This is a genomic window from Kitasatospora sp. NPDC057936, from assembly GCF_042887525.1.
Classification (GTDB): domain Bacteria; phylum Actinomycetota; class Actinomycetes; order Streptomycetales; family Streptomycetaceae; genus Kitasatospora.
The window spans coordinates 1-15,342 of sequence record NZ_JBHVPD010000007.1 but is presented as its reverse complement, the minus strand read 5'-3'; the positions used below and the strand labels follow the sequence as shown (position 1 = coordinate 15,342).

General features: G+C 74.4%; 14 protein-coding genes. 7 read left to right on the top strand and 7 right to left on the bottom strand.

Annotated elements, in window-relative coordinates:
- Window positions 1-14: 14 nt before the first annotated feature.
- Entirely contained in the window at window positions 15-1,367 is a 1,353-nt protein-coding gene (locus ACFVU9_RS05770; RefSeq protein ID WP_387590289.1) for an acyltransferase, read from the bottom strand.
- Window positions 1,368-1,500: 133 nt separating this feature from the next.
- On the opposite strand from ACFVU9_RS05770, the gene ACFVU9_RS05765 reads away from it, so the two are divergent.
- The 4 genes from ACFVU9_RS05765 to ACFVU9_RS05750 all read left to right on the top strand — a co-directional run bounded on the left by ACFVU9_RS05765 (window position 1,501) and on the right by ACFVU9_RS05750 (window position 6,027).
- Window positions 1,501-3,873 carry an FHA domain-containing protein gene (locus ACFVU9_RS05765; protein WP_387590286.1) on the top strand — a complete coding sequence of 791 codons (2,373 nt, stop codon included), beginning with the start codon at window positions 1,501-1,503 and terminating at the stop codon, window positions 3,871-3,873.
- Window positions 3,874-4,013: 140 nt separating this feature from the next.
- Window positions 4,014-4,592 (top strand): hypothetical protein, encoded by a 579-nt coding sequence (locus tag ACFVU9_RS05760; protein ID WP_387590283.1) that lies wholly within the window; start codon window positions 4,014-4,016, stop codon window positions 4,590-4,592.
- A 41-nt stretch (window positions 4,593-4,633) separates the two neighbouring features.
- Window positions 4,634-5,638, top strand: a complete 1,005-nt coding sequence (locus ACFVU9_RS05755; protein ID WP_387590281.1) for a serine/threonine-protein kinase — start codon at window positions 4,634-4,636, stop codon at window positions 5,636-5,638.
- Window positions 5,639-5,652: 14 nt separating this feature from the next.
- Entirely contained in the window at window positions 5,653-6,027 is a 375-nt protein-coding gene (locus tag ACFVU9_RS05750) for a DUF1304 domain-containing protein (RefSeq protein ID WP_387590278.1), read from the top strand.
- A gap of 21 nt (window positions 6,028-6,048) precedes the next feature.
- On the opposite strand, the gene ACFVU9_RS05745 is transcribed toward ACFVU9_RS05750, so the two are convergent.
- Entirely contained in the window at window positions 6,049-7,389 is a 1,341-nt protein-coding gene (locus ACFVU9_RS05745; RefSeq protein ID WP_387590275.1) for a streptophobe family protein, read from the bottom strand.
- A 281-nt stretch (window positions 7,390-7,670) separates the two neighbouring features.
- Here ACFVU9_RS05745 and ACFVU9_RS05740 point away from each other — a divergent pair, with 281 nt between their 5' ends.
- On the top strand, window positions 7,671-9,227 hold the full coding sequence (locus tag ACFVU9_RS05740) for a DUF6777 domain-containing protein (RefSeq protein ID WP_387590272.1): 1,557 nt from the start codon (window positions 7,671-7,673) through the stop codon (window positions 9,225-9,227).
- A gap of 57 nt (window positions 9,228-9,284) precedes the next feature.
- Here ACFVU9_RS05740 and ACFVU9_RS05735 read toward each other — a convergent pair whose 3' ends face one another.
- The 3 genes from ACFVU9_RS05735 to ACFVU9_RS05725 all read right to left on the bottom strand — a co-directional run bounded on the left by ACFVU9_RS05735 (window position 9,285) and on the right by ACFVU9_RS05725 (window position 12,096).
- Window positions 9,285-9,728, bottom strand: coding sequence for a winged helix-turn-helix transcriptional regulator (locus ACFVU9_RS05735; protein ID WP_387590269.1), 444 nt, complete (start codon window positions 9,726-9,728; stop codon window positions 9,285-9,287).
- A gap of 168 nt (window positions 9,729-9,896) precedes the next feature.
- Window positions 9,897-11,489: an LCP family protein gene (locus tag ACFVU9_RS05730; protein WP_387590266.1), complete on the bottom strand. Its 1,593-nt coding sequence runs from the start codon at window positions 11,487-11,489 to the stop codon at window positions 9,897-9,899.
- The gene (locus tag ACFVU9_RS05725; RefSeq protein WP_387590263.1) at window positions 11,482-12,096 is read right to left on the bottom strand and encodes a DUF6542 domain-containing protein; all 615 of its coding nucleotides are present in this window, start codon (window positions 12,094-12,096) and stop codon (window positions 11,482-11,484) included. The genes ACFVU9_RS05730 and ACFVU9_RS05725 overlap by 8 nt, the downstream gene beginning before the upstream one ends.
- Before the next feature lie 270 nt (window positions 12,097-12,366).
- Here ACFVU9_RS05725 and ACFVU9_RS05720 point away from each other — a divergent pair, with 270 nt between their 5' ends.
- Both ACFVU9_RS05720 and ACFVU9_RS05715 read left to right on the top strand, forming a co-directional pair.
- A complete protein-coding gene (locus tag ACFVU9_RS05720; RefSeq protein WP_380495625.1) occupies window positions 12,367-12,573 on the top strand; it encodes an antitoxin in 207 nt (68 codons plus the stop codon).
- Window positions 12,574-12,721: 148 nt separating this feature from the next.
- Entirely contained in the window at window positions 12,722-13,330 is a 609-nt protein-coding gene (locus ACFVU9_RS05715; protein WP_387590614.1) for a lytic transglycosylase domain-containing protein, read from the top strand.
- A 60-nt stretch (window positions 13,331-13,390) separates the two neighbouring features.
- Here ACFVU9_RS05715 and galE read toward each other — a convergent pair whose 3' ends face one another.
- Both galE and ACFVU9_RS05705 read right to left on the bottom strand, forming a co-directional pair.
- Window positions 13,391-14,413 carry a UDP-glucose 4-epimerase GalE gene (gene galE, locus ACFVU9_RS05710; RefSeq protein WP_387590260.1) on the bottom strand — a complete coding sequence of 341 codons (1,023 nt, stop codon included), beginning with the start codon at window positions 14,411-14,413 and terminating at the stop codon, window positions 13,391-13,393.
- A gap of 107 nt (window positions 14,414-14,520) precedes the next feature.
- Window positions 14,521-15,168, bottom strand: coding sequence for a hypothetical protein (locus ACFVU9_RS05705; RefSeq protein WP_387590257.1), 648 nt, complete (start codon window positions 15,166-15,168; stop codon window positions 14,521-14,523).
- Window positions 15,169-15,342 lie beyond the last annotated feature (174 nt).

Genomic DNA, 15,342 nt, shown 5'->3' with positions numbered 1-15,342 from the left:
TTTCCGACGGATCATCAGATCACTCGAGGCACGGCCGCGGCCGGCGGGGGCAGTTCGTCGGCCGGGTCGCGGAAGCGGTGCAGCGCCGCCCGGCCCTCCGCCCCGCGCACGCGGGCGGCGAGCCGGGCGGGCAGCACGACGGTGGCCAGGAGGCCGGTGCCGCGGAAGCCCTCGACCGTCCAGCAGACCCACGGCAGCGGGTAGTTGGCGGCCGGGCTGAAGTACACCGGCCGCTCGCCCTGGAACCGGACGTCGTACGCGCCGAAGCGGCTCCAGTTGGAGAAGCTGAAGCGGCGGGCCGCCGGGTCGAAGCCGACCGGGACGCAGTCGCCCAGCCGGTCGCGGCCGACGGCCGCCAGGAAGCGCAGGTTGGCCCGCAGGTTGAGGTGCTCGGCCGGGAAGTCGGCGACGGCCGCGCGCAGGGCGGCGGCGAGCGCCGCGGGCCCGTCCTTCGCGGAGTGCGCGAGGTGCAGGTCGCTCAGCAGGTTGCCGACATGGGCGGGCGAGAGGCCGAGCCAGCGGCGGGCGTTCACCGGGACGGTGAGCATTCGCTCGGCTTCGTCGCCGTCCAACTCCCGTATGGTGCACACGACATGGGCGCAGAGGACGTCCCCGGCGGAAAGTCGCCGTCCGGCCGCCGCGCCGAAGTCGGCGCGCATCCGCTCGATCTCGGCGTCCCCGAAGTAGATCTGGACGGTCCGGTTGGCGCGCGGCCCGGCCGCCACCTCGCGGGCCAGGAACGCGGCCTCGACCGGGTCGGGCAGCCGGAAGCCGGGCCGTCCGCAGTCCTCGGCGGGGAGCACCTCGTCGAGCAGCGCGTCCTGGTCGGCGACGAGTTCGGCCTCCGGCAGCGGCTCGCCCTCGACCGCCGCCGACCATGCGCGCATCAGCAGCATGAAGCTCTGCAGGTCCCCGACGGCGTGGTGCCAGGAGCAGCCGAGCACGGTGCCGCCGTCCGCGGTACGGGTGACGCGGACGGTGAACAGCGGCCCGCCGCCGGTGCGCGCGGCCGGGGCGTCCACCGGGTCGACCAGTTCGGCGCCGGCGGCGGTGACGCGGCCCATCGCCTCGGCGAGCGTGCCGTCCACGGCGTGCACGTCGAAGGGCACGCCGGCGTCGTCGCAGACGGCCTCCAGGGCGCCGCCGGCGGTGGTGCGCAGCCGCCCGGCGAAGACCGGGACCCGGTCGAGGGCGCGGGCGAGGCCGGCGGCGAGCCGCTCGTCGTCGAGCGGCCGGTCGAAGAAGAGCACGACCGAGACGGCGAGGTCGGCCAGCATGGTGTCCATCAGTCCGCAGCGCAGGACGGTGCCGGGCGCGCGGCCCGCTCGCACGGTCCGGGAGCGGCGCAACTCCGGCCAGGCGTTCATGCGTTCCGTCCCCGGGTGGTCGGCGGATGGCGTGCGGGCACGCCGAACGATAGTGGCGCGCGGATCCAGTGGTCCAGTCCAATCACCGGGTGAAAACGCGCCCCCGGACACCCCCGGCGATACAATGCCGACCATGGGAGAGCGCTTGGCCGCACCCGTGGCACCGCCCCTGATGGTGGTCACCGACACCGACTCGCAGCTGATCGATCCGGGCCGGTCCTACCACGTCGGCCGCGACCCGACGAGCGAGATCGTCCTGGACGACCCCCGCGTCTCGTGGCACCACGCCGTCCTGCACGCCATCGGCGACCGCTGGGAGCTGGAGGACGTCGGCAGCACCAACGGCACCTACGACGACGGGCGCCGGATCAGCGCCGAGGACGTCGGCCCCGGCACCCGGGTGCGCTTCGGCAACCCCGCCGACGGCCCGTCCGCGACCTTCGCCGGCCTCCCCCGGCCCGCGCCCGGCGAACGCCCGTCCCTGGTCGCCCCGCAGTCCTCCGGCACCTTCCGCAGCCCCAGCGCCGTGCTTCCGCTGCCCGCCCGGGCCGTGCGGATCGGCCGCTCGCCGGACAACGACCTCGTCCTGGACGACCTCGTGGTCTCCCGCCACCACGCCGAACTGCGCGAACTGCCCGGCGGCGGACACGAGATCGTCGACCTCGACAGCCACAACGGCACCTACCTCAACGGCGGCCCGGTCCGGCGCGCGCCCGTCGGCCCGGCCGACATCATCGGCATCGGCCACTCCGCGCTGTGCCTGTCCGACGGCCACCTCGTCGAGTACACCGACACCGGCGAGATCTCCCTCGACGTGCAGGACCTCGTCGTCCGCGTCGGCCCCGACCACCGGGTGCTGCTCGACCGCGTCGGCTTCCCGCTCCCCGAGAAGGCGCTGCTCGCGGTGGCCGGCCCGAGCGGCGCGGGCAAATCCACGCTGCTCAACGCCCTCACCGGGCTGCGCCCCGCCGACGAGGGCACCGTCCTGTACGACGGGCGCGACCTCTACCGCGACTACGCCGAACTGCGCCGCCGGATCGGCCTCGTGCCGCAGGACGACATCCTGCACACCCAGCTCACCGTGCGCCGCGCCCTGTCCTACGCCGCCGAGCTGCGCTTCCCCGGCGACACCGACCCGCACGAGCGCGAGGCGCGGGTCACCGAGGTGATCCACGAGCTCGGCCTGGACGAGCGGGCCGACCAGGTCATCGCGAGCCTCTCCGGCGGCCAGCGCAAGCGGGTCAGCGTGGCCCTGGAGCTGCTGACCAAGCCCTCACTGCTCTTCCTGGACGAGCCGACCTCCGGCCTGGACCCGGGCATGGAACGCTCGGTGATGCACATGCTGCGCGGCCTGGCCGACGACGGCCGCACGGTGGTCGTGGTGACGCACAGCGTGCTGAGCCTGAGCGTGTGCGACCGCCTGCTGGTGCTCGCCCCCGGCGGCCGGACGGCCTACTACGGGCCGCCGCAGGAGGCGCTGGCGTTCTTCGGCTTCGACGAGTGGCCGGAGGCGTTCGAGGCGTTCGAGAGCGACGACCGGGGCGTCTGGCAGCAGCGCTTCCGCGCCTCGCCGCAGTACCACCGGTACATCGCCGCCGAGGCCGCCGCGGCCGTCCCCAGGGGACCCGCCGCCCCGGGTTCTCCCGCCATCGGCCGGGAGAAGCCCCAGGGCTGGTTCGCCCAGCTCGGCACCCTCGTGCGCCGCTACACGGCAGTGCTGGCCGCCGACCGGCTCTTCCTCACCATCATGGTCGTGCTGCCCTTCGTCATCGGCGGCATGTGCCGGGCGATCGCGGGCACCCGGATCTCCCAGGAGAACGCGATCAACTGCCTGATCACGCTCTGCCTCGGCGCCCTGCTGACCGGGTCCGCGAACTCGGTGCGCGAGCTGGTCAAGGAGCGCGCGATCTACCGGCGGGAACGCGTGGTCGGACTGTCCCGGTCGGCGTACGTGGTCTCGAAGGTCGTGGTCCTCGGCGCGGTCACGGTCGGTCAGGCCGCGCTGCTGACCGTGGTCGGCATCGCCGGGGTGAAGATCGAGCCCAAGCTGCCGCCGGGCGCACCGCCCGCGGTGACCACCGGCGTCGTGATGCCGCAACTGCCCGAACTGATCGTCGCGGTGGCCGTGCTCGCGTTCTCCGCGATGATGCTCGGGCTGCTGGTCTCGGCGCTGGTGGCCCAGGAGGAGGCCACCATGCCGCTGCTCGTGCTCGTCTCGGTGGTCCAGATCGTCTTCACCGGCCTGATGCTCAAGCTGCACGGCGTGCCCGGCCTGGAACAGGCGTCCTGGCTCGTGCCGTCCCGCTGGGGCCTGTCCGCCATGGCCCGCACCGTCGACCTGCGCAACCTGTCCTTCCCGACCGTCCTCACCGCCGACCCGCTCTTCCGCCACGAGCGCCGCGGCTGGCTCCTCGGCATGGCCGCGCTGGCCGCGCTCTCGGTGACGTACGGCCTGCTCGTCCTGGCCCTGCTGCGCCGCCACGAGCCCGCCGTCATGCGGAAGTAGCCGGCGCCGCCGCGCCGGGAAGCCCCGGCCCGCCGCCGGTAGAGTGGGAACCGACCTGTGGTGCGAGTGCCGCACGCAGCCCCCGCCCCGGGGCCCGACCCCCGGGCGCCGGCCCGCGCGGCGGAGGAAATGTGCCGCGCATGGACGAGTTCGCGTTCCGCCCCACCCACATCGCCCCGCCCGGCGGGATGGCCACCTGGGCGGCCCCCGACCCGGCCCGGCCGTCGGCCCGGCTGGACGAGCTGCTCCCCGTGCGGCTCGTCGCCCGGCAGGGCGACTGGGCCCGCGTGCTGTGCTCCAACGGCTGGACCGCCTGGGTCGACGCCCGCCTGCTGATCACCCTGCCGGACGCCCCGCCGGTCGCCGGCGGTCCGCCCGCCCGCACCGCCGACCCGCGCCCGGCCCTCGCCGACGCGGCGGCCGCCCTGGACCGCCACCGGGCGCTGCTGGAGCGGCTGGCGGCCGGCGCCCTGGACCTGGAGTCCTTCCGGGAGCAGACGCGCGGCCTGCGCGTCGGCCTGGTCGTCGACGGCGAGGCGCTGTGGGTGTTCGACCCGGTGCACGACCGCTGGTGCTACTGCGACGGGCTCCAGCTCCAGACGTACGCGGCCACCGACCGGGTCGAGCCGGAGCCCGCCTCCCCCGCCCCCGTAGAACCCGCCTCCCCTGCCCCCGCGGAGCCCGACGACTACGCCCGCACCCGGGCGGCCGAACCGTGATCCCGTCCGGACCGGGCACCGGCCCGCCCCCCGAGAGCCCGATGGGGCCCGCCGACGCCGCCGGCCTGCCCGCCGGGATGGTCGGGCGCGAGGTCGCCGGCTACCGCCTGGAGGGCGAGGTCGGGCGCGGCGGCATGGCCGTCGTCTACCGCGCGAAGGACCTGCGGCTCGGCCGGACCGTCGCCGTCAAGCTCCTGGCCCCCGAGCTGGCCCGCAACGAGGTGTTCCGGCAGCGGTTCATGCACGAGTCCGAGGCCGCCGCCGCGATCGACCACCCGCACATCGTGCCGATCTTCGAGGCCGGGGAGCACGAGGGCATCCTGTTCATCGCGATGCGCTACGTCGACGGCGGCGACCTGCGCGCCCTGATGGGCCGCAGCGGGCCCTTCCCGGTCGACCGGGCCGCCCGGCTGGCCCTGCAGATCGCCTCCGCCCTGGACGCCGCGCACGACCACGACCTGGTCCACCGGGACGTCAAGCCCGGCAACGTGCTGGTCGCCGCCGGCACCGACAGCGAGCACCCCGAGCACCTGTACCTCGCCGACTTCGGGCTCACCAAGAAGTCCCTGTCGCTCAGCGGGCTGACCAGCGTCGGCCAGATCGTCGGGACGCTCGACTACGCGGCGCCCGAGCAGATCTCCGGCCGCCCGCTGGACGGGCGCTGCGACCAGTACGGCCTCGGCTGCGTGGTGTTCGAGATGCTGGCCGGCGCACCGCCGTTCCGCCGCGAGAGCGACCTCGCGCTGCTCTGGGCGCACCTCAACGACCCGCCGCCCCGCGTGCGCGAGCACCGCCCCGACCTGCCCGAGGCCGTCGACGCCGTGGTCGCCCGGGCGCTCGCCAAGGCGCCCGAGGACCGGTACGCGACCTGCCTGCAGTTCGTCGCCGAGCTGCGCGCGGCGGTGGCCTCCGTCGCCGCGCCCGCCGCCTGGACGGGCGGCGGACCGCCGACCCAGGTGGTCCCCGCGGTCGCCGCGGTCTCCTCCGTGCCCGAGCCGCCCGCGTGGGCCGCGCCGGTCGTCCACCCGCCGCCGCGCGGCGGATAGGAGCGGTACGCCCCATGAACGCCGTCAGCCAGGTCTTCGCCATGCTCGCCGCCGCCGTCCACATCATCGCGTGGCCGCTGGAGAGCTTCCTGTACGGGCACCCGCGCGTGCGCTTCCTGCTCACCGGCAGCACGGCGGACGCCCCGGAGGTGCGGGTGTGGCGCTTCAACGTCGGCTTCTACAACCTGTTCCTCGCGCTGGGCCTGGTCGCGGGGCTGGTCCTGCTGCACACCCGGCACGACACCGCCGGTCGGGCGATGATCACCTACGTCAGCACCTTCATGATCGCCGGCGGGGTCATCCTGTTCGTCTCGGAACCCAAGGTCTGGCGCGGTGCCCTCGCCCAGGCGCTGCCCCCGGTGGTGGTCCTGCTGGCCGAGGCGTTCTGAGGCCCCGACCGGTCACACGCTTCAGCCCTCTTCCGGCACCTCGCCCCGGCGTCCGACGCGCGCCGCGAGCAGCGCGCCGAGAGCACCGGCCAGCAGTCCCCAGCCGGCTGCCAGGGGCACGGCCGTCCACAAGTACGGGTGGAGCGTGAGGCTGCCGTTGCCGAGCCCGGCCAGGGGGCCGCCCGCACTACCGAGGACGGAGCCCAGGAGGCCGCCGAGCCCGCTCTCCCCCACGCCGACGCCGAGCACGGACAGCCCGTAGTCGGCGTCCACCCGGGTCCACGCCCCGATCAGGGCGACCGCCACGGCCGTGGCCAGCGCCAGCCGGACGGCGTGCTGCCACAGCGGGACGCTCCTCGGCGAGCGGTAGGCCGCGAGGAAGCCGGCCGCGAGCAGCAGGACGGCGGCAATCGGCAGCAGCCACCAGCTGCGCGCGTCCTGGTCGGCGAGGGTGCCGAGGCTCACCGTCGCCTCGTGGCCCTCCGGTGCGCGCAGCACGTCGGCGAGCGGCTTGGGCACCGGCAGGCCGAGGGCTCCGGAGAGCCGGCCGTGCCACTCGGCGCCGAGCCCGACGCCGAACGCCAGCCACCCGAGGTTCGGCAGGGCGAGCAGCACGACGGCCATCGTCTGCCGCCCGTTGCCGTGCGCGAGCGCCGTCAGCACGCCCGCCACCACGCCGATCGCGACGTACCCGAGCAGCACCGTCCAGAGCGCGAACGCGGCCGGGCGCACGGCCTGTTGGTACGGCAGCAGCGCGCGCGGCAGCGGCGCCCGCCGGGACACCGCGAACGTGCCCGCGAGCACCACGAGCAGCCACGCCAGCCCGATCCCGACCGTGGTCGGCCCGTCCGCGTGGAAGCCCACCTCGGGGGTCAGGCCGAGCGCGTTGCCGATGGCCTGCTCGATGCCGCCGCCGAGCGGGACGGTGAAGGTGTGCGAGGCGCCGAGGGTGAGCAGGACCAGGGCGAGCAGCCAGAGCACCACCGTCCGCACGATCCGGCCGAGCAACTCGTTGCCGCCGGTCACCGCGCGGAAGCGCAGTTGACGCAGGAACACCTCGGCCATCACCACCGCGCCGGCCAGCCCGACGGACAGCGGCATCGCGCTGATCCCGGCGTCCACGGCGGCGAACTGACCGGCCCCGCCGTCCAGTTGGACGGACCCGCCGACGGCCAGCGCCACCGTGGCGGCGAGCACCGACGGGAACCCGCCGTCCGGGAGGTCGCTCGCGCCGGCCAGCCAGAGGCCGAGCGCGGCCACCGCCGCCATCGCGGCGAGCCCGGCCACGACGACGGCGAGCGCGTCCAGCCACCCGCGCACGGCGCCGGGCGCTCCGGCGGGGGCGGTCGCGGCCTGCTGCATGTCGCCTCCTGCTGTTCCTGCGGGTGCCGGACGGGTTCCGGTGCGCCGGACGGCTTCCGGCCTGCCGGACGGTCCGGGTGTGCCGGACGACTTCCGGTGCGCCGGACGGTCCCGGGTCTGCCGGACGGCTTCCAGCCTGGCCGAAGCGGCGTCGGCACGCGCGGCGACGGTGCGCGTGCCCGCTGTTGCGACATCCGGGGCACGGGGGGAGAAATGGAACCCAGCGGCAGAAGCGTTCCCCGCCGGCCCTCTGCGCCGGCCGCCTACGAAACGGAGCCGCCATGAGTTCCCAACCCCCTCCCTCCGGCCCGCCCGTCGGCCCCCCGTCCGGCCCGCTCTCGGGCGGCGGCGCGGCCGGCCCGCCCTCCGTCCCGCCACCGCCCTCCGGGCCGCCGGGACAGTCCGGACCGCCCACCGGCGGCCCAGGGCGCGGGCCCCGCCGTCCGTGGTGGCGCTCCGGACGCGGCATCGCGGTGGGCGCGGGGGTGCTGGCGGCGGCCGTGGTGGCCACCGTGCTGGTCGTGAACAACCAGAGCGGCGGCAGCAAGAACGAGATGGTGCCGACCGCCAACGAGGTCGCGCTGCAGGCGCCGGCCGACTCGGGCCCCGACCCGTTCACCCAATCGGTGGAAACCACCCCGGTGAGCGCCCCGGCCCCCGCCCCGGTGACCTCCCCCGCGCAGCAACCCGGCCACAGCGCCTCGCCGGCCGCCCTACACAGCGTGCAGGGGACGTCGAGCGGGGTCTACGGCGGGACGATGTCCAAGCCGAGCTGCGACACCGAGCGGCTGATCGCGATGGTCTCGACCGGCGACGTCGGCCGGGCCTGGGCGTCGGCCGCGGGCATCGACCAGGGCACGATCCCGTCCTACCTGCGCTCGCTCACCTCGGCGTACCTGCGCGTGGACACCCGGGTGACCAACCACAACTACAAGAGCGGCGTGGTGACGGAGTACCAGTCCGCGCTCCAGGCCGGCACCGCCGTCCTGGTGGACGCGCAGGGCGTGCCCCGGGTGCGCTGCTCGTGCGGCAACCCGCTGAAGGCGCCGGTGCTGGTGGCCAACGCCAAGTACATCGGCAGGCCGTGGCAGGGCTTCGAGCCGACCACGCTGATCATCGTCGTGCCGGCGCCGCAGCCGGTGACCGAGATCATCCTGGTCAACATCCAGACGGGCGGCTGGTTCTCCCGTGTGACCGGACGGCTCGAAGTGATCGACCGGCCCGTGGGGCCGCCGAGGGAGCCGCTGGTGCCGTGGATCCCGCCGCCCACGCCGTGGCGGCCGGGCACGCCGTCGGGGACGGCCTCGACATCGGCCTCGGGGACCACGACGTCGGGTTCGACGACCTCGGGTTCGACGACCTCGGGCTCCACGACCTCGGGTTCGACGACGTCCGGGTCCACGACGTCCGGGTCCACGACCTCCGGCTCGACCACCTCCGGGTCCACGACGTCCGGGTCCACGACGTCCGGCTCGACCACGTCGGGCTCCACGACCTCCGGGTCCACGACCTCCGGCTCGACCACCTCGTCGGGCGGGCCGTCGTCCTCCTCGGGCAGCCCGTCCGAAACGAAGGCGACGGCGACCACCACCTCCCCCGGCACGCCGACGTCGACGGCCACGTGCCGGCCGGCCGGCACACCCGGCACGCTGCCGACGTGCCCGCCCACGGCGACCGCGTCCCTCAAGACGACGTCCGCGGGCACCACATCCGCCGGCACCACGACGTCGACGACTCCCACGCACACGCCGACGGTCCACACCCCGACGGCGACGTGCGCGACCACCGCCCCGGCCACGCTGCCGGCCTGCGCAACGACCTCGGCCCCGACCCCCTGATCGCGTGACTCCCCCGCTGCCACCGGCCGTTCGGCCCGCCGGTGGCAGCGGCACGCGTCAGGGCAGCAGCACCCGGGTGTCGTCCGGCCCGAGCACCCGCCCGTCCGCCGCCCGCACCTCCACCGGCGCGACCGGCGCGCTGGACGCCCGCTCGACCAGGCGCGCGCGGGGCTCGTCGGCCCCGAAGAACCACTGGTCGCCCCACTGCCGCAGCGCCGTGACCACCGGGAACAGCGCGCGGCCCTTCTCGGTGAGCAGGTACTCCTGGTACGGGCCGCCGTCGGCGGCGGGCGCGAGCTCGAAGACGCCGTTCGCGACGAGGCTGGCGAGGCGCGCCGACAGGACGTTCTTCGCGAGGCCGAGGTTCTTCTGGAACTGCCCGAAGCGCCGCAGCCCGTCGAAGGCGTCGCGGACGATCAGCAGCGTCCAGCCGTCGCCGACGACGTCGAGCGGACGGGCGACCGGGCAGGCCGACTCCTCGTGCGTGGTGCGCTTCGGCACGTCCGCCGCCTCTCCTCCTCGGTCGTTCCGGTCACTCAGGGTATCGGTTGCCATCGAACCCGGCGGGCGTTCCGGGGCAGGCCGCGGGACGGCGGCCACGGACTCCGGCCACCGCCCCGCGAACCCGCCGGCCCTCGGAACCCGTGGGCACTCATAACCCGCCGGCCCTCAGTCGACGCAGGGGATCCCGCCCGCCTTGACCGCCGGTCCCTGCATCGGGAGGCCGGCCGCCGGGTCGCCCTGATCACCGGAGGGAGCGGCGGACGGCGCGGCGCTCGGCGTGGCGGCACGGGCGCTGCCCAGCGTGACCACGACGTGCCCCGCGGGCACGCCCGAGGCCGCCGTCGCGGTGACGCCGTAGCGGGCCGCGATCGTCTGGGCGTCGGCCTTGGCGCCGGTGCCGTAGGTGACCGTGGTGGTCTTCGTCTTGACCGCCGCGTCGCCCACCTTGCCCGCCGGGTAGCCGAGTTCGGTGAGCGCCTTGGACTCGTTGGCCGCCGCGCCGGGCCCGGCGGCCGTCACCGCGAGCACGTCCACGGTCGCCTTGTCCTTGGCGGGCGTCGCCGCGGCCGTCGTGGGCGCGGCGCTCGCGGCGGCGGCGTCCCCGGGATCGGGCGCGGCCTGGACGGGCGCCGGGTCGCGGCTGAAGAGCTGCCGGGTGATCTTCTTGATCAGGTCCGGGTTGACGGTGTTGACCTCCTGGCCGCCGACCGTCTTGAACCCGGTGATCGGCAGGGTGTTGAACTCGACGTTGCCGCCGGTGAGGTTGGGCGCCTGCTGGGCGAAGTCGAGGATGTTCCACTCGTTGTCGATGACGACGTCCTTCTTCACCACCCCGAAGAGCTTCTGCATCTGGCCGAAGTCGTTGAGGATGCCCTGCTGCTTGAGCTTGTACTCGACCGAGGAGATGAACGCCTGCTGGCGGTGGGTGCGGTCGAGGTCGCCGTTGGTGAGGTGGTGGCGCTGGCGGACGAAGGAGAGCGCCTGGGCGGCGTCCAGCGAGCTGATGCCGGCGGGCAGCTTGAGCCCGGTGCCGCCGCCCTCGTGGCTCGCGGTGCGGGCGATGATCGGGTCGTCGACCGGGTGGTTGAGGCAGACCTGGATCGGCTCGACCGCCTTGGCGATGTCGTAGAAGCCGATCAGGTTGACCTCGGCGAAGTGGTCGATCGGGACGTCCAGGAAGCTCTGCACCGTCTGGATGGTGGCCGAGCGCCCCGCCTCGCGGCTCTGCCGCTCCAGCTCCGCCTTGGAGAGCCCCTTGTTGGCGAGCTTCGCCTCGGCGGCCTCCTTGGCGATCCCGTACGCCTCCTTGATCTTGTGCATCTTGCCGTCCGCGCCGACCGTCTGCACGTAGTCGTCGCGCGGGACGGACAGCGCGGTGACCTTGCCGCCGTTGGCCGGGATGTGCAGGACGATCAGCGCGTTGGTGTTGTACCCGCCGATCTCGCTCGACCCGGCGTGCAGCTCGTCCTCGACGAACTGCTTCGGCAGGTCGTTGCCGTCCATGTCCTTGCGGCTGTCGAGGCCGATCAGCAGCAGGTTCACCGACTTGTCGAGGTGCGGCGGGGCGTTCTTCTTGGCCTCGCCGAGCGCGCCGGACTTGGTCATGCCGTCGTCGAGGCTGCGGTACTCGTACCACGTGAAGCCGCTCGCCCCGAGCACGGCCACCGAGACGGCGCAGGCGATGGTGCGGGCCGCGACCGCCAGCGGCGCCGGCCCGCTGCGCGCGGCCCGCCCGCGCGGGGTCCTGCGGTCAGCCACGTCGACTCCTCCGGTTGCCGTCGGATGTCCCGCCGCCGCCGGCCCTGGCCTCCGGCTGCCGGCCCTCCGGCCGCCGCCGGTCGACGACGGCCTTGGCCACGATCACCACGAGCGCCGCCACCACCGCCGCCGCCATCACCGGGAACGCCCCGACGACCCAGCGCAGCGCGCCCGTGCCGAGCTGCTTGGTGTTCTGGTACTGGTCACCGTTGAACACGTACTCCGTGGCGGAGGCCGTGACCAGCACCACGAGCGGCGCGCCGGTCACCACCCACCAGCGGCCCGCCGGGCTGCACAGCAGCGCGGCGAGCCCGGTGCCGAGGACGGCGGCGACGGCGAAGAAGACGCCGACGCCCGGGCCGCCCAGCTCGTCCGCCACGGCGCCGGCCAGCGGCAGGCCGATCGCCAGCACGACCGCCACGAGGCTCCCGCGCTTCTGCGCCTGCTGCTTGCGCCGCGCGGCGGCGTTCGCGCGCTGGCCCCGCGAGCCGGCCGCCGGGGCCGGCTCGCCCGCGCCCGCCGAACGCGACCGCTGCGCGGGGACTGCGGCGTCGTCGGGGCGCGGCCCGGCCTCCTGGTACGGCGTTCTCGCCCGCTGCCCGGCCATGCGCACTTCCCTCGATCGTTTCGGCTGCCGCGGCGCGAGCGCGCCGCTCTGCGTGCCGGGACGCGGAGCGTCCAGGCAGCGGTTCCCGCTTCTACAGCGCTGTAGAAGCGGGACTGGAGCATACAAACCCATTTCAGCAAAGTCACCCGCCGTGCTCCGCACCGGCGGACCACCGGGTGGCCGTCGCTAGGATGGTCATGATCCGAACGATCATGCCCCCCGCCACGTCGGCACATCAACAGGAACGCATCAGAGGAGCAGAGCGTCACCATGTTTGAGAGTCTGAAGAACCTCGCGGACAAGGCCACCGACCTCGCCCGCGAGCACAGCGACGTGATCGGGCAGGGTCTGGACAAGGTCGGCGACGCCATCGACGACCGGACGGACGGCAAGTACAGCGGCCACATCGACACCGGTGTCGAGAAGGCCAAGGACTTCCTCCGCAACCTCGACGGCGAGCGGAAGCCGGGCGAGTAGCACCCGCCGGACGCACGTCCACCAGTACGGATATCGAACGGAATTCCGGACGGACGGGGAGGGGCCGGCAACGGTGAGCGAAGAACAGGGCGGACCCCGCTGGGGACGCTGGATCGCCGTCGGCCTCGTGGTCGCCGTCGGCTGGGGCATGATCCGCGGCGGCGACCACCCCGGTGCACCGTCCGCCTCACCCTCCGCCCCCCCGGCCTCCTCCTCGTCCGCCGAGTCCTCCTCGTCCGCCCCTTCCTCGCCCCCCGCGCCGTCCTCCTTGCGGGACTACGACCCCGCCGACTACGCGAAGCCCGTCCGCGAGTACGCGGCCCAGGCGGGCGTGAACCCGCAGCTCGTGATGGCGATCCTCTACAACGAGTCCTACAAGCCGCACGACCCCGACCTCGAACGCGCCTGGCAGCGCAGCAAGCCCGACGCCTCCTTCGGCATCGCCAACATGCACCGCGCCGCGTTCGACGACACCAAGAAGGGCCGCGACTTCGCCTCCCGCCGCTGGGAAGAGCTCCCCGACGACCGCAACCTGGCCGTCCAGGCCGAGTCCTGGCACCTGCGCGACCTCGCCGACCAGCTCCCCGCCAAACCCGCCGGCCCCTACACCCGCGACGAACTCCTCGCCCTCGGCTACAACACCGGCTCCTCCAACATGCTCGCCTTCGCCCGCGGCGCCAAACCGGGCTCGCAGGCGCAGTCCTACCTCGACCGCCTCCACGACAACTGGCAGAAGTCCGCGGACGCGGTGAAGTGACCCGGCGGGCCCGGGCGGCCGGACCCGGTCCGCCAGGTCCCGGCCGTCAGGGGGTGGCCGTCAGGGGGTCGTGCTGCTCAGCTGGGTGGTCCACTTGGAGCGCCAGGCCAGGGCGTCGGTGACGGCTTCGGTGATGGTGCGGCGCGGGGTCCAGCCGAGGAGGGATTCGGCGGTGTCGATGGCGGCGTAGCAGCCGATGACGTCGCCGGGGCGGGGGCCGGCCTCGCGGACGTCGAGGCGGGCGCCGACGGCGGTTTCGAAGGCGGCGACCAGTTCGCGGACGGTGGTGCCCTCGCCGGTGCCGACGTTGACGACGCGGTAACGCTCGGCGGCGCCCGGGGCGATCACCTCGTCGAAGCGCAGGAGGGCCGCCACGTGGGCGTCGGCGACGTCCTGGACGTGGATGTAGTCGCGGATGCCGGAGCCGTCGCGGGTCGCCCAGTCGGTGCCGGTGACGGTGAACGGGGTGCCGGCGCCGTGGGCCTCGATCAGCTTGCCGAGGGCGTGCGAGGGGTGGAGGTCCTGGAGACCGGTGCGCAGCTGCGGGTCGGCGCCGATCGGGTTGAAGTACCGCAGGGTGATGACGCGCTGGTCCTCGGCGTCCTCGCCGCGGGTCCAGTCCTGGAGGATGCGTTCCATCATCTGCTTGGTGCGCGCGTACGGGCTCTGGGCGTCGACGGCGCAGGTCTCGTCGACGCGGCCGTCCGGGGTGGGCGCGTAGATGGAGGCCGAGCTGCTGAAGACGACGCGGGTGCAGTGGTGGCGCTGGAGGGAGTCGAGGAGTTCGACGGTCTTGGCGACGTTCTCGCGGTAGTAGTAGAGCGGCTTGGCCACCGATTCCGGGACGACGATCCGGGCCGCGCAGTGCAGGGTGGCGTCGATGTCGGGGTGTTCGGCGAAGACCCGGTCGAGGAGCTCGGAGTCGGCGATGTCGCCCTGGTAGAAGATCCTGTCCTCGACGAATTCGGCCCGGCCCCTGGACAGGTCGTCCAGCACGACCGGGGTCACTCCCCGGTCGAGCAGCGTGGACGCGACCGTGCTGCCGATGTAACCCGCCCCGCCGGTGATGAGGACCTTCTTCATAGGCCGCGCTCGCTTTCGTCCGTCCGGCCGCCGGGTGGCGGCCGGTCCTGAGACCAGGGACGGCGGCGCGGAGCGGACGGTTCCACCACGTACCGTGGCGGCAAGGGTCAGCGGCGGGCGGCGCGGGCGCGGAGCCAGTAGCCGACGGCGACGAGGACGACGGCCGCGGTGGCGGTGGCGATGGCGGCCCAGGTGGTCGTGTCCGACGTGGTCTCGTGGGCCGGCGGCGCGGCGGCGTGGGCGGCCTCGGGGGCGGCGGCGGACGTGGGGCCGGCGCTGCTGACGACCGGTGAGACGGACGGCGGGACGACCGGCGAGACGGACGGCGGGAGGGACGGCCCGGCCGGGGCGGGGCCGGTCATCGCCGGGGCCGGGTCGGTGATCGCGGCCGCTTCGACGTCGAGTTCGCGCTCGCCGTGCCCGAGCGACGGGAAGGCGCAGTCGACGGTGACCTTCCAGTGCCCGGCGGGCAGCGTCTCGCGCGTGGTGTACGTCCCGGGGCGGCCCGGGACGGGGACGAGCACCCAGGGGCCGGCCGAGCGGCCGTCGCCGGAGGTCGCGGCGAGCGTGCCGGCGAACTCGTCGACGACCGGGTCGCGGTCGTTCTCGAAGGTGGCGACGGTGGTCACGTGGCCGTTCTGCTGGCCGGGGATCTCCAGGTGGACGGTGTCGCCGTGGGCGGAGGCGGGGAGGGCGGCGAGGCCGAGGGCGGTCACGGCGAGCGCGGGGGCGGCGAGGAGCGTTCGGGTGCGCATGGCGGGGGTTCCTCGTGGGGGTGGGGGCGTGCGGGCGGAAACGGGTGCGGGTGGGGCCCGCCCCCCCCCCCGGCGTGTGGGTCGCCCCCCCCGGGGGCCCACCCGTGCAGGAGGTAAATTAAAAAAAAACGCACCCCCCAAACCGACAAAACGAGGTAGGAGCAATGAGAATTA

What these genes read in the sequence shown, in the direction of transcription:
- ACFVU9_RS05770 (WP_387590289.1), bottom strand. Translation starts at nt 1,367, where the DNA reads ATGAACGCCTGGCCGGAGTTGCGCCGCTCCCGGACCGTGCGAGCGGGC.
- ACFVU9_RS05765 (WP_387590286.1), top strand. Translation starts at nt 1,501, where the DNA reads ATGGGAGAGCGCTTGGCCGCACCCGTGGCACCGCCCCTGATGGTGGTC.
- ACFVU9_RS05760 (WP_387590283.1), top strand. Translation starts at nt 4,014, where the DNA reads ATGGACGAGTTCGCGTTCCGCCCCACCCACATCGCCCCGCCCGGCGGG.
- ACFVU9_RS05755 (WP_387590281.1), top strand. Translation starts at nt 4,634, where the DNA reads ATGGGGCCCGCCGACGCCGCCGGCCTGCCCGCCGGGATGGTCGGGCGC.
- ACFVU9_RS05750 (WP_387590278.1), top strand. Translation starts at nt 5,653, where the DNA reads ATGAACGCCGTCAGCCAGGTCTTCGCCATGCTCGCCGCCGCCGTCCAC.
- ACFVU9_RS05745 (WP_387590275.1), bottom strand. Translation starts at nt 7,389, where the DNA reads ATGCAGCAGGCCGCGACCGCCCCCGCCGGAGCGCCCGGCGCCGTGCGC.
- ACFVU9_RS05740 (WP_387590272.1), top strand. Translation starts at nt 7,671, where the DNA reads ATGAGTTCCCAACCCCCTCCCTCCGGCCCGCCCGTCGGCCCCCCGTCC.
- ACFVU9_RS05725 (WP_387590263.1), bottom strand. Translation starts at nt 12,096, where the DNA reads ATGGCCGGGCAGCGGGCGAGAACGCCGTACCAGGAGGCCGGGCCGCGC.
- ACFVU9_RS05720 (WP_380495625.1), top strand. Translation starts at nt 12,367, where the DNA reads ATGTTTGAGAGTCTGAAGAACCTCGCGGACAAGGCCACCGACCTCGCC.
- ACFVU9_RS05715 (WP_387590614.1), top strand. Translation starts at nt 12,722, where the DNA reads ATGATCCGCGGCGGCGACCACCCCGGTGCACCGTCCGCCTCACCCTCC.
- galE (WP_387590260.1), bottom strand. Translation starts at nt 14,413, where the DNA reads ATGAAGAAGGTCCTCATCACCGGCGGGGCGGGTTACATCGGCAGCACG.
- ACFVU9_RS05705 (WP_387590257.1), bottom strand. Translation starts at nt 15,168, where the DNA reads ATGCGCACCCGAACGCTCCTCGCCGCCCCCGCGCTCGCCGTGACCGCC.